At 68.5% G+C, this 11,883-nt stretch carries 12 protein-coding genes; 9 read left to right on the top strand and 3 right to left on the bottom strand.

Features of this window, described 5'->3' with window-relative positions; all coding sequences use genetic code 11:
* On the bottom strand, positions 1 to 572 hold a 572-nt coding region (locus tag VF697_RS02960), incomplete at its 3' end, for an FAD-dependent oxidoreductase (RefSeq protein ID WP_331091941.1).
* Between the two features lie 188 nt (positions 573 to 760).
* On the opposite strand from VF697_RS02960, the gene VF697_RS02955 reads away from it, so the two are divergent.
* The 7 genes from VF697_RS02955 to VF697_RS02925 all read left to right on the top strand — a co-directional run bounded on the left by VF697_RS02955 (position 761) and on the right by VF697_RS02925 (position 7,353).
* The gene (locus VF697_RS02955) at positions 761 to 1,465 is read left to right on the top strand and encodes a TIGR02269 family lipoprotein (RefSeq protein ID WP_331091940.1); all 705 of its coding nucleotides are present in this window, start codon (positions 761 to 763) and stop codon (positions 1,463 to 1,465) included.
* A 24-nt stretch (positions 1,466 to 1,489) separates the two neighbouring features.
* Complete coding sequence (locus VF697_RS02950; protein WP_331091939.1) at positions 1,490 to 2,215, top strand: double-CXXCG motif protein; 726 nt, start codon at positions 1,490 to 1,492, stop codon at positions 2,213 to 2,215.
* Positions 2,216 to 2,409: 194 nt separating this feature from the next.
* Positions 2,410 to 3,297, top strand: coding sequence for a double-CXXCG motif protein (locus tag VF697_RS02945; RefSeq protein WP_414641230.1), 888 nt, complete (start codon positions 2,410 to 2,412; stop codon positions 3,295 to 3,297).
* Between the two features lie 158 nt (positions 3,298 to 3,455).
* The gene (locus tag VF697_RS02940) at positions 3,456 to 3,959 is read left to right on the top strand and encodes a hypothetical protein (RefSeq protein WP_331091937.1); all 504 of its coding nucleotides are present in this window, start codon (positions 3,456 to 3,458) and stop codon (positions 3,957 to 3,959) included.
* Positions 3,960 to 3,969: 10 nt separating this feature from the next.
* Positions 3,970 to 4,479, top strand: a complete 510-nt coding sequence (gene nrfH / locus VF697_RS02935) for a cytochrome c nitrite reductase small subunit (protein ID WP_331091936.1) — start codon at positions 3,970 to 3,972, stop codon at positions 4,477 to 4,479.
* Between the two features lie 33 nt (positions 4,480 to 4,512).
* Positions 4,513 to 6,039: an ammonia-forming cytochrome c nitrite reductase subunit c552 gene (locus VF697_RS02930; RefSeq protein WP_331091935.1), complete on the top strand. Its 1,527-nt coding sequence runs from the start codon at positions 4,513 to 4,515 to the stop codon at positions 6,037 to 6,039.
* Positions 6,040 to 6,093: 54 nt separating this feature from the next.
* Positions 6,094 to 7,353, top strand: coding sequence for an adenylate/guanylate cyclase domain-containing protein (locus tag VF697_RS02925; protein ID WP_331091934.1), 1,260 nt, complete (start codon positions 6,094 to 6,096; stop codon positions 7,351 to 7,353).
* 1 nt (position 7,354) lies between these two features.
* Here the strand turns inward: VF697_RS02925 and gshB are convergent, their stop codons facing one another.
* Together gshB and VF697_RS02915 are read right to left on the bottom strand one after the other, a co-directional pair.
* The gene (gene gshB, locus VF697_RS02920; protein WP_331091933.1) at positions 7,355 to 8,314 is read right to left on the bottom strand and encodes a glutathione synthase; all 960 of its coding nucleotides are present in this window, start codon (positions 8,312 to 8,314) and stop codon (positions 7,355 to 7,357) included.
* An 885-nt stretch (positions 8,315 to 9,199) separates the two neighbouring features.
* The gene (locus VF697_RS02915) at positions 9,200 to 9,466 is read right to left on the bottom strand and encodes a hypothetical protein (RefSeq protein WP_331091932.1); all 267 of its coding nucleotides are present in this window, start codon (positions 9,464 to 9,466) and stop codon (positions 9,200 to 9,202) included.
* Positions 9,467 to 9,613: 147 nt separating this feature from the next.
* On the opposite strand from VF697_RS02915, the gene VF697_RS02910 reads away from it, so the two are divergent.
* Together VF697_RS02910 and VF697_RS02905 are read left to right on the top strand one after the other, a co-directional pair.
* Entirely contained in the window at positions 9,614 to 10,816 is a 1,203-nt protein-coding gene (locus tag VF697_RS02910; protein WP_331091931.1) for an endonuclease domain-containing protein, read from the top strand.
* Entirely contained in the window at positions 10,785 to 11,858 is a 1,074-nt protein-coding gene (locus VF697_RS02905; protein WP_331091930.1) for a hypothetical protein, read from the top strand. The genes VF697_RS02910 and VF697_RS02905 overlap by 32 nt, the downstream gene beginning before the upstream one ends.
* Positions 11,859 to 11,883 lie beyond the last annotated feature (25 nt).

Raw genomic sequence — 11,883 nt, 5'->3', positions numbered from 1 at the left:
CCCACTGCCAGGATGACGACCTCGAACTCCCCCTCATCGAAGGACGCCGTGTTCCATGTGATCCGACGTGGGGCATCGGACCCGGGAACGAGCTGGAGCCGCTGAACGCGCGTATGGACTTCGATGCCATACTGTTGCGCCAGCGGTTGCCACTGCGTAAGGATCCGCTCCGCCACGTTCCCGGCGAGGTCCGCCTGCCAATCGAGCACGGGGAGGTTCGCCTGCTCTTCCTCCGAGCCCTCCTCGGGCCAATCGTAGAGGTGGGGGTGGAGCCAACGCTGCCGGTTGTTGCGGAACATAGGCAGCAAGTCGCTCGCTTGCTCGAACACCGTGACCCTCGCGCCACGGGTTGCGGCCCCCGCGGCGGCCGTGAGCCCGGCCGCTCCTCCGCCGATGACCGCCAGCTTCGAGCCCGGCTTCAGCCGCTCCTCGGTGAAGAGGGAGTGGACGAGGTTGAGTGCACGCACCTGCTGCGTGTAGAGGGTGATGCGCCGCTCGAAACACCCGAGGACATAGACCCCGGCCTCATCGCGCACGGCCATCTGCCGAAGGATGTCGCGTTCCGTGAGCATGAGCGCTCCCTTGAGGGAGAAGCTAACGGCGATCCCAGGTGGAGGTGAGCGGCTTTGGCGCGAAAGCCCTGATGCTTCCCTGCTCGTTCTGCATGGGCTCGGGAGAGCCGTACGTGGCCGGTGTCCCGGTCTCCAAGACTCCCGCTCAACGTCCCCCGCAGTGGTGTTGCCCTAGACTCTGGGATCTCATGACCCGAGCCATCCCACACCAAGCGCTGTTGCTCGCGGCGTTGCTGCTGGCCGCGTGCGCTACCTCCTCACCTGCCCTGCGGACAGGGGAGGAAGCGAGGCCTGCCGACACCACCGCCTGCGACGACGCGGACGCCGACCAGTGCGTCGTGCTGGCCTGTGACGAGGGCGAATGCGCCTTCTTCGACTGCGCGGACGTGGAGGCGCTCACGCCGGGGCCCCTGGCGTATGGCGCGGAGCTGGCACGCTTCCCTCGCCCGCCCTCTCGCGGCCCCGGGACTCAGCGCAACTGGAGGCGCGCGGGGCTGCGGGAGGACGCCCGGCCCCGGTTGACGTTCCACTTTCGCTACCGCCAGGGCTTCCTCCCCGCCTTCCCCCGACTCGAGGGCAAGCTGATCAAGCACCACCTCTTTCCCCAGGCGCAGGAGTTCAGGAAATGGTTCACGGAACGCAGCATCAACATCCACGAGTGGACCATGCTCCTCCCGGAGCACGTGCATTTGCGCATCCACCGCGGTGCGAATGGCGGACTGTGGAACGAGGCGTGGCGACAATTCTACGAGGCCAATCGAGACCGCCTGGTGCCGCGGGAAGAGCTGATTCGCAAGGCCTTCGAGCTGGCCCTGCGCTTCGACATCGCCGGTCCCCTTAGGCCGTACTACCCTCCGGTGCCTCCGCCCGGACCCCAGCTTCTCGCTCCTTGACCTCCAGGACGGAGAACCGAACGCATGAAGTTCTACCAACTCAGACGAGACCCGTCGCCGCGGTACACGGGCAATCTGAACGCCTCGCACAAGTGGGGGCTACCCGGTATCGAGCCGTGCCCTGTCTGTGATTTGTACCCCGAGGGGCGGACATCCGCCCAATATCCATGCGTGGATTTGTCCGTTCTGCCACCCGACGAGCAGGAAAAGCTGTTGGATTCCTGGCCTGTCCCGCGCGAGGAGTTCATCCGGCGGCGTGAGTTGGTGCGCCCGCTGGCGCCTCCAGGCGCCGTGCTGAAAACAGGAGCGGTGTTCGGCCCGCTTCAGGGGACAGGCCTGGGCTACTTCGGTCAGCTCATCATGCAGAACTCCTGGTCCCTCTGCATGCGCCGCGAGGCCCTGGAGCGATTGCAGAGCGCGGGCGTGCGTGGCCTTCTCGACTGCCCCACCCAGGTGCGCTTCCGCACCAAACACGCACCCGAGTTGCGGGACATCCAGCTCGAAGTCCACGGGCGATTCCACCCGGACTGCCTGCCGCCCGGAGAGCCCCCGTGTCCCACGTGTGGTGCCGACAAGGGCTACAGCGTCCCGGACCCGTATTGGCTCGACGCCACCTCGCTGCCGGAGCACGTGGACCTCTTCCGACTGGCCGACGCCTCGACCCTCATCATCGCCAACGAGCGCTTGGTGGACGCGGTGCGCCGCCTGGAGCTGGATGGCGTCGTCTTCAAGGAACTGGAGACCCGCTGAACCCATCCTGCACGGGCAGGGGAGAGGCATACGAGGCCGGTGGTCACGGTCTCCAGGGCTCGGGCTCAACGTTCGCTCGCCACGGTGTTGCTCTAGAGTCCGGGTCCCATGACCCGAGCCCTCCCACACCAGGCGCTGTTGCTCGCGGCGTTGCTGCTGGCCGCGTGCGCCACCTCCTCACCTGCCTCGCACACATGGGAGGAGACGGAGCTGCCGCGGGAGGTACTGATCCGCAAGGCCTTCGAGCTGGCCCTGCGCTTCGACATCGCCGGTCCCCTCAGGCTGTTACCCTCCGGTGCCTCCGCCCGGTCCTCTGCTTCTCGCTCCTTGACTCCCAGGGACGGAGACACGAACTCATGAAGTTCTACCAACTCGGACGAGATCCGTCACCGCGCTACACGGGTAACCTGAATGCAAAGCATACGTGGGTGCTGCCCGGTGTGGAGACCTGCCCTGTCTGTGATTTGCATTCAGACGGGGGAACAGCGGCCCAATACCCGTGCGTGGACCTCTCGGGTCTGACCTCCGAGGACCAGAAGAAGCTGTCCAGTGCCTGGCCCGTCCCGCGCGAGGAGTTCATCCGGCGGTGCGAATTGGTGCGCCCGCTGGCGCCTCCAGGCGCCGATCTGAAACCGGGAGCGACGTTTGGCCCCCTGAGGGGAACGGGTCTGGGCTTCTTCGGCCAGCTCATCATGCAGAACCCCTGGTCCCTCTGCATGCGCCGCGAGGCCTTGGAGCGATTGCAGAGCACGGGCGTGCGCGGCCTTCTCGGCTGTCCCACCCAGGTGCGGTTCCGCACCAAACACGCGCCCGAGTTGCGAGACATCCAGCTCGAAGTCCACGGGCGATTCCACCCGGACTGCCTGCCGACCCGGGCGCCTCCGTGTCCCACCTGTGGTGCCGTCAGGGACTACAGCGTCCCGGACCCGTATTGGCTCGACGCCACCTCGCTACCGGAGCACGTGGACCTCTTCCGACTGGCCGACGCCTCGACGCTCCTCATCGCCAATGAGCGTCTGGTGGACGCGGTGCGCCGCCTGGAGCTGGATGGCGTCGTCTTCAAGGAGCTGGAGACCCGCTGAGCCGTGCGGGCCTCATCTGATCACCACCGAAACGACTCCGCGACTGTCGGACAGACGGCCCTCCCTCTATCCGCCGGTTCACACCCATGGGACGTGGGTGGTTTTTTCCACTCCCGAGAGGTGGCCTCCCCCGCTGGGATGCACAGCGTGCGTGCCCCATGACCCGTCACGCCTCCCTTCCTGTCCTGCTCCTGGCCCTCGCCTCCAGCGGCTGCGGCGCCGACCAGGAGCCCTGCACCGACGGCTGCCCCGACATCTCCGGGGTGTATGCCATCGAGCACAGCACGCCCGTGGGGGAGTGCTCCTTCAGTCCCTACCTGCTGGGCCCCACCGTACAGCTCCTCCAGAGCGACAACGGGCGGCGCGTCATCCTCCAGGTCATCGATCCGTCCACGCAGCTCGAGGTGCCGCTGACGGGCGACGTCTACGCCCCCGGGCCCAAGGCCGAGCCCGAGCAGCTCGGCTCCTTCCAGATGACCGCGCGCACGGTCCGCTCCGCCACCCAGTCCTCGGGGGGCAGGGTAACGCTGGACGTGAAGGCCTCGGGCTCGGTATTCCTGCGCGACAACCGCCGGATGCTGTCGGCGACGCTGACGACGACGGACGTGGCCTCCAGCCAGAGCTGCGCCGTCACACTGTCCATCCTGGGTGAAGGGAGCTGAAGACGTGGAGATGCAGGGCTCGCAACCCGAATCCAACCCGGCCCCGCGGCGGCGCCGAGGGCTCACCCCCTTCGCCTGGCTCAGCCTGGGTGTGAGCGTGGCCATCGGGGTGGCGGTCGGCATCGGTGGCTTCACCTTCGCCTACGCGAAGGGGGCCTCGTACATGACGGATGACCCCGCGGCGTGCGCCAACTGCCACGTCATGAACGAGCAGTACAGCGGGTGGCTCAAATCCAGCCATCACACCGTGGCCGTCTGCAATGACTGCCATACGCCGCACGGCTTCGTCGGCAAGTACACCGCCAAGGCGCTCAATGGCTGGCACCACTCGGTGGCCTTCACCACGGGCGACTTCCACGAGCCCATTCAAATCGGTCCGCGCAACCGGGCGGTCACCGAGCAGCGCTGCCGCACCTGCCACCAGCCCATCGTCCAGGCGATCGACGCGCACGCGCCGGCCGACAGCGGCGAGCAGCTCTCCTGCATCCGCTGCCACAGCGACGTCGGACACGGTCGCTAGTCATCTCCCTCCCTCCCCAAAGACCCGATCTGTATGGACACCCATAGAACCCGTCGACGCGTCTTCCTCCTCATCGGCGCGATGGTCCTCGCCTCCATCGCCGCGGTGGCCGCCGCCGCGCTGGCCGTGAACATCATGGAGCGCAAGCAGGAGGCCCGGAATCCCTTCTACCGCGTCGTCGAGCTCACCGACGACACCGAGGATCCGGCCATCTGGGGGAAGAACTTCCCGCTCCAGTACGACGGCTACAAGCGCACGGTGGACATGGTGCGCACGAAGTACGGCGGCAGCGAGGCGGTGCCTCGCGCGCCCACCGAGAACGATCCGCGCCAGGTGACGGCCCAGTCGCGCCTCGAGGAGGATCCGCGGCTGAAGACCTTCTGGGCGGGCTACGCCTTCGCGGCGGACTTCCGCGAGGAGCGCGGCCACGCCTACGTGCTGGAGGACCAGCTCTTCACCGAGCGCCAGCACGTCACCAAGCAGCCGGGTGCGTGCATCCACTGCCACGCCTCGGTGTACGTGCCCTACAAGAAGCTGGGCGAGGGCGACATCATGAAGGGCTTCGAGAAGGCCAACCCGATGCCCTATGCCGAGGCGCGCAAGCTGGTGACGCACCCGGTGGCGTGCATCGACTGCCATGACTCCCAGACGATGCAGCTGCGGGTGACGCGGCCGGGCTTCCTGGAGGGCATCCGCGCGCTCAAGGCGAGCCAGGGCGTGAAGGACTACGACGTGAACAAGCAGGCCACGCGCCAGGAGATGCGCACGTACGTGTGCGGGCAGTGCCACGTCGAGTACTACTTCAAGGGCCCGGAGAAGCGGCTGACGTACCCGTGGGCCAACGGCATCAAGATCGAGAACATCCTCACGTACTACACGCAGAACCCGCACAAGGACTGGACGCACGCGGAGACGGGCGCGCCGGTGCTCAAGGCGCAGCACCCCGAGTTCGAGATGTACAACCAGGGCATCCACGCCCGCTCGGGGGTGGCGTGCGCGGACTGCCACATGCCCTACACGCGGGAAGGGGCGCTGAAGATCAGCGATCACCACGTGCGCAGCCCGCTGCTCAACGTGAACAACGCCTGCCAGACGTGCCACAACTGGTCCGAGCAGGAGCTGACCCAGCGCGTGTACACCATCCAGGACCGCACCTTCGAGCTGCGCAACCGGGCGCTGGACGCGATGGTGGCGCTCATCGGGGACATGAAGGCGGCGAGGGCCGCGGGCAAGACGGACGCGGACCTGAAGACGGCGATGGAGCTGCAGCGCCGGGCCCAGTTCATGGTGGACTTCGTGGAGGCGGAGAACTCGATGGGCTTCCACGCGCCGGAGGAGGCCGCGCGCATCCTCGGCATCGCGATGGACATGGCGAGGCAGGGGCAGCTCGCGGTGCGCCAGCCTGACTTCGTCCCCGCCCTCTTCCCGAGCACCACGGCCGCCGTGGCCCCCAACGAGCGCGAGGTGACGCCGGCCCCCGGGAGCGGCAAGGGTGGCGGTGGCGCCGAGAAGGGAAGCGGCGCGGGCAGTGGAAGCACGGGTGGCACCAGCCCCCACTGACACGGGGTGGCATTTCCCGGGGTGGGCCGGCCCTGCTAAGAGTGCCGGCCCATCTTGAAGACCCAGCCGCAGCCAGAGCCGAGGCTCACCCAGACCTTCGAACGCGCCCTCGCGGCCGAGCAACGGCCCGTGGTGCGAGCCCTCAACGTCCTGCGCGTGGTGGGGGTCGCCATCTGGCTGCTGCTCGCGCTGCAGGGGGCCCGGAGTGGAGGTCAGGACTGGGCGGACTCGTTGGTCCCCTTGTCCCTCTGGTTCGTGATCGGCGGGGTGCTCGCGCTGCTGTTCCGCTTCCAGCGGGTGTCGGTGCGGCTGCTGGCCTACGGCCCCGCGCTGGTGGATCTGCCCTTCATCGCCTACCTCCAGTGGGTGCGAGCCTCGTACTCGACGGCACCGGGCGGGGTGGTGGCCTTCAACGTGGCCTTCTTCCTGATGGTCATCCTCTTCTCGGTCCTCACCCTGCAGGTGCGGGTGGTGCTGGCGGGGGCGGCCGTGGCCCTGGCCATCCAGGCGCTCTTCCTGGTGCGCATCCAGGCGGACGGCCTCATGTCGGTGGCATTCCTCGTGCTGCCCCTGCTGGGCGCGGCGGGGGCGGCCCTGGCCACCGCGCGGATGCGGCGACTCATCCGGGTGGTGTTGCACGAGCAGGTGGCCCAGACGCGGCTGTCGCGCTACTTCGCGCCCGCGGTGGCCGAGCACATCATGCGGCTGGGGGAGGGCGAGGCGCGCGGGGAGGAGCGCGAGGTGACGATCCTCTTCGCGGACGTGCGCGGCTTCACCACGATGTCCGAGCAGCTCACCGGGCCCGAGGTGGTGGAGCAGCTCAACGAGTACCTCGCGGCGATGACGCGGGTGGTCTTCGCCCACGGGGGAACGCTGGACAAGTTCATCGGGGACGGGCTGCTGGCGTACTTCGGCGCGCCGCTGTCGCAGCCGCGCCACGCGGAGGCGGGGGTGCGGTGCGGGCTGGCGATGCTGGAGGCGCTCGAGTCCCTCAACCGGGTGCGCACCGGGAGGGGCCAGGTGCCGCTGCGGATCGGGGTGGGGCTGCACACGGGCCGCGTGGTGATGGGGGACGTGGGCACCGAGGAGCGCAAGGAGTTCACCATCATCGGCGACGCGGTGAACCTGGCCTCGCGGGTGGAGGGGCTGACCAAGGCGCACGAGGTGGAGATCCTCATCACCGAGGCCACCCGCTCGCAGGCGGGCGAGGTCTTCACCTACAGGTCGGCGGGCACGGTGACGGTGAAGGGGAAGACGCAGCCGGTGGAGGTCTTCGTGCCCCGGTTGACGGCGTCCTCGGACGCCGTCGCCTGACTCAGGAGCGGTTGCCCGCGAGGCGCTCGGCGACGTCGAGCACCTTCGCCTCGACGTTCGTGTGGTCCAGCTTGTCGATCTCCGCGATGCCGGTGGGGCTGGTGACGTTGACCTCGGTGAGCCAGTCCCCAATCACGTCGATGCCCACGAAGTACAGGCCGCGCTCCTGGAGCGAGGGCTTGAGTCGGGCGCAGATCTCCCGCTCACGTGGGGTGAGGGACGTCTTCACGGGAGTGCCGCCAGCGGCCATGTTGCCGCGGTGGTCGTCCGCGGCGGGGACGCGGAGCACGGCGCCAGCGGGCTCGCCATCGACGACGATGATGCGCTTGTCGCCCTGGCGGCTCTCGGGGAGGTAGGCCTGGGCGACGATCGCCTTGCGGCCGCCGAGGGTGAGGACCTCCAGCAGCGAGCGCATGTTCCGGTCGCCGGGCTGGAGGAAGACGATGCCCTGGCCGCCGAAGCCCTCGACGGGCTTGAGGATGGTGCCCTGGGGGTGGCGGGTGATGAACTCGGCGAGCGCGGCGAGCTCCCGGGCGATGAGCGTCTCGGGCATCAGGTCGGGGAAGCGCAGGCCGAAGAGCTTCTCGTTGGCGTCGCGGATGCCGGTGGGGTTGTTGAGGAAGACGGGCCCCTTGTCGCCGCACAGCTCGACGAGCTGGGTGGCCAGGATGAAGTCGGCGTCGACGGGCGGATCCTTGCGCAGGAAGAGGACGTCGAGGCTGGAGAGGGGGCGGACCTGCTCGTCGAGGACGTCGTAGTGGCGGCCGGGCTCGCGGCGCACGGTGACGGTGCGCATGCGGGACTCGGCGCAGGAGCCGTTGAAGCGCAGCCAGGGCTGCTCGAAGTAGCGCACCTCATGGCCGCGCCGCTGGGCCTCGAGCATGAGGGCGAAGGTGGAGTCATGGTCCACCCGGACCGTCTCGAGCGGATCCATGAGGAAGCCGATGGTGAGAGCGGCCATGGTGCGAGCGTCTCCTTGAGGGCGGGGAATGATACCCGGTGAGTAGACGCCCGGAGGCGAGCGCGCGAGAGAAAAAGCACGCGGAGCGGGGGAAGGGTCACGGAGGACGCGGTTGACACGCCGCGGGCCCGGCGTCCGGGCAGGCGACCTCGTTGCCAGCGCGGGGCTGAGTGCAGGCCATCTTCAGCTTCGCAACGCCCGACTTCGTGTAGCGGAAGGGTCCGAAGTTGCATTGCTGGCCCTCGGGACAGGGAGTCCGTCGACAGTTCTCCCCCAGCACCTTCACGCACACCGAGACGCCCTCCTCCATGGGAACGCACTGCTGGCCCTCAAGGCAGGTACGGCCTTCACAGGTGGGGAGGCAGGAGGGTCCGTTCAGCCCGTCCCGACAGAAGAAACCCTCCGGGCAGCTCTCGGGCTCATCCATCTCACAGGGACGACCACACCACCCGTCATTGCAACGAAGCCCCTGCGCACAGGTACTCTTCTCTGGGCCCATGGCGGGTACGCAGGCCTCGCCTTCCTTCCGCCCTCCTGGATCGACGCACACACGCACCAGCGGCCCCTCATCCAAGGTGCGCAATGTCTGGCAGGTCTGTCCCTCGCGGCATTGCAGGTCCGTCCTGCACCAACTGTCGCTGCAGAGCCCCTCACGCTCATAGGCGGAAAAGCTCAAGCACCCGAGTGGAGACTCACAGTCGGTGCCCTTCCAGCACTTCTTCGAATAGGTCTGGAGTCCCCACGTCTCCTCCAACTCGAGCCGAGGACTCTCCTTGAACATCCTCGCGCGTTCCTCGGACCAGGACTTCCACGCCAGGCCCATGAAGAGCACGAATGGCAAGGGAAGCAGGAAACCGAGAAGGAGGGCGAGGAAGGTGCTCCGCTTCACTTGCATGTCACCTGACAAGGCAGGGTTCTACAGTCCCAATCCTCCACCTTGTCGTCAGGGCAGTACCTCTCCTCATCTTCCTCTTCATCCTCGTCGTCCGGCTGTCTCACGTTCCTGAACTCTTCCTTGCGCTCCCGAAAGTTGTCGTTCAGGTCCTTCTCGAAGGCCTGGTCGAGCTTGCCGCCTTTCCGATAGGTATGTGGGCACCCCGTCCCCAGAGCCAAGATCCACACGGCAGCTGCGAGCATCGCGCGTTGAGACATGAAGCCCCCTGATGGGATGTTGCCTCAAGGCTCGGAGGGCCCCTGACGTGAAGCGGTGCGCCATCAACTCCGGGTGACCACTGCCGGACACCGCACGGGGGGAGGGGAGCTTGATGCCGCGCCTCGACTTCAAGGACGCTCGTGGCCGTGCCTCTCGCCAGACCGGACAGCCGGAGCGATGCCTTCGCCCTCCACGAGCTGGAGCGGCATCAGCGTCGGCGCGAGCAGGGCATCCCCACGCTCACCGTGCTCGCCGGTCCTCCCGCCGCCGCGGCGTCCCTCTGGCGGCGCTGGCTCGACTCGCTCCACCGGCCCACCTGTACGGCCCTCGCCGCGCGCGAAGGCGAAGTCGCCCGCGCGTGGATGGAGACGCTCGCACGCCTCAGGAGTCTCGAAGCGGATGCGGCGGACTTCCTCGGTGGAGCCGCGGGCCTCGCTCCGGGTGAGCTACCCTCCCGGCTCCAGGGAAAGACAGCTCACGAGCGCGAGGTCCTCCTCCAGGAGTTCTTCCCCCTGGCTCCGGATGGGGACTCCACCGCCGCGTGCCGGGGTCTGCTCCAACCACAAGTTACCCACAATTCAGGGGGCCCCCTCGACGCGGTGCTCGGGGCCCTCGGGGGAGACTTCCTCCGAGCCCTCGCGGCCCTGCATGGGCTCGTCCCACCGGGCAGGGCTCCCGCCCTGTTGCTCACCGGCTTCGGCGAGGACGGGGTGGCTCGTGCGGCCCGGGTGGCCGCGCGCCTGTGTGTCTCCCTCCCGTCCCTCGTCATCGCGCTGACCACGGACCGGCCTTCTCTCGACGCGTACCTGCATGGCGGTGAGTCCCAGGCACTCGCCATGGTGCGCGAGGGACTCATCGAGCTCGCCGCGCCCTCCGCCGAGGACCTGGAGCGGACACTGGAAGCACTCGGAGTGAGCCGATCGGCCCCAGAGGACGGAGCCCAGGACCGGGCACGCAGCGCCGAGGAGCGCTTCCTCTTCGCGCTCCTCGAATCGCTCCCCTCCACCCAGGGGCTCTTCGAGCTCAACGCCTCCCCGGGCTTCCGCCTGGCGGACAGGCAGGTCGAGGTGGACCTGCTCGCTCGGCGGCTCTTCATCGCCATCGAGCTCGACGGCTACCATCACTTCCAGGATCCCGAGGCGTACCGGCGCGACCGGCGCAAGGACCTGGCGCTGCAACGGCATGGGTATGTGGTGCTGCGCTTCCTCGCCCAGGACGTGGTGGCGCGGCTCGAGGAAATCCTCGACACTATCTCGGAAGTCATCTCGCAACGACGCGAGGCCCTCTCCCAGGGGTCCTCGCCGGGGGAGGCCGAACATGGAGGGACAGGACATTTCTCGTCTCGGTGAGCTGACGCTCGCGTGGCTGCTGACGCGAGGGGAGGGGAGGGGTGCGCGGAGTGAGCTGTCTCGCTCGCTCAAGTCCTTCGCCGACCACCGGTGGAGCCCCAGCGAGTGGAACACCCGACTCGACGAGTCGCTCGCGGCGCTGGAGGCGGGCGGGCTCGCCCGGCGCACGGCGCGCAAGGGCCTGGAGCTCACCTCCCAGGGACGCGCGCACGTCCTGGCGTGGCTCGGGGTGAAGCGCCTGCCCGAGGGCACCTCCTGGAAGAAGCTCAAGCACACGCACCTCCTGGCACGGGTGCTGGAGCTGCCTCCGTCCACCGGCAACCTGGCCCGGCTGGGCACCGCCGATGGCATGCGCGCGGTGCTCGTGCAGAAGCACCTCGGCATCGAATCCCCGGGCTCCAGGAGTCTTACCCAGGTGCGCGACGCGCTGTGCTGGAAGCAGCTCGGCGTCGAGTCGGACAAGCCCTTCACCCTGGCCGCCGTGCAGGCGGTGCTGCTCGCCCGGGCCCTCCAGGCCTCGCGCGAGGCCGAGCCCCCCCGGGCCATGCGGCAGCTCGCGGCGAAGAGCGTGGGGGCCCGGCGCGCGGACGCGGACAGCCTCCGGCTGGCGGCCCTGCGCTCCTGGCTCGTCCCCACCTCGGAGTCCGTCACCCCGGCCCCGCGAGCCGAGCCCGTGCAGCCGGCTGCCTCGACCCCGAGGCGCAACGCGCTGGCCGGCCCGGTGGATCCCACCTTCTTCGACGCCCCTCCCCGCCGGGAGGAGCTCCGCACCTTCGCCGAGCGGGTGAAGGAGGCGGCGAAGGCCTCGACGACGGGGCACTTCGGCGAGGACAAGGTCTTCATCTCCCACGTCTGGCGCATCCTCCAGAAGCAGGCCCGGGGCCTGGACGAGCGGACCTTCAAGGACAGGCTGGTCGAGGCCAACCGGGAGCGGCTGCTCTCCCTGAGCCGGGCCGATCTGGTGGAGGCGATGGATCCACGGGACGTCGCCGCCTCGGAGACGCGCTACCTCGGCGCCTCCTTCCACTTCATCGCCCTGTAGTCGCCTCCTCCCGCGCGGTCACAAG

The sequence above is a fragment of the Archangium sp. genome (assembly GCF_036388035.1).
In the GTDB taxonomy this organism is placed as follows: Bacteria; Myxococcota; Myxococcia; order Myxococcales; family Myxococcaceae; genus Archangium.
This window is presented reverse-complemented; position numbering and strand designations above follow the sequence as displayed.

Bases quoted from the DNA above. Each gene is read 5' to 3' on its own strand.
- VF697_RS02950 (WP_331091939.1), top strand. From the start codon at position 1,490: ATGAAGTTCTACCAACTCAGACGAGACCCGTCGCCGCGGTACACGGGC.
- VF697_RS02915 (WP_331091932.1), bottom strand. From the start codon at position 9,466: ATGTCTCAACGCGCGATGCTCGCAGCTGCCGTGTGGATCTTGGCTCTG.
- VF697_RS02955 (WP_331091940.1), top strand. From the start codon at position 761: ATGACCCGAGCCATCCCACACCAAGCGCTGTTGCTCGCGGCGTTGCTG.
- nrfH (WP_331091936.1), top strand. From the start codon at position 3,970: ATGCAGGGCTCGCAACCCGAATCCAACCCGGCCCCGCGGCGGCGCCGA.
- VF697_RS02945 (WP_414641230.1), top strand. From the start codon at position 2,410: ATGGGAGGAGACGGAGCTGCCGCGGGAGGTACTGATCCGCAAGGCCTT.
- VF697_RS02930 (WP_331091935.1), top strand. From the start codon at position 4,513: ATGGACACCCATAGAACCCGTCGACGCGTCTTCCTCCTCATCGGCGCG.
- VF697_RS02905 (WP_331091930.1), top strand. From the start codon at position 10,785: ATGGAGGGACAGGACATTTCTCGTCTCGGTGAGCTGACGCTCGCGTGG.
- gshB (WP_331091933.1), bottom strand. From the start codon at position 8,314: ATGGCCGCTCTCACCATCGGCTTCCTCATGGATCCGCTCGAGACGGTC.
- VF697_RS02940 (WP_331091937.1), top strand. From the start codon at position 3,456: ATGACCCGTCACGCCTCCCTTCCTGTCCTGCTCCTGGCCCTCGCCTCC.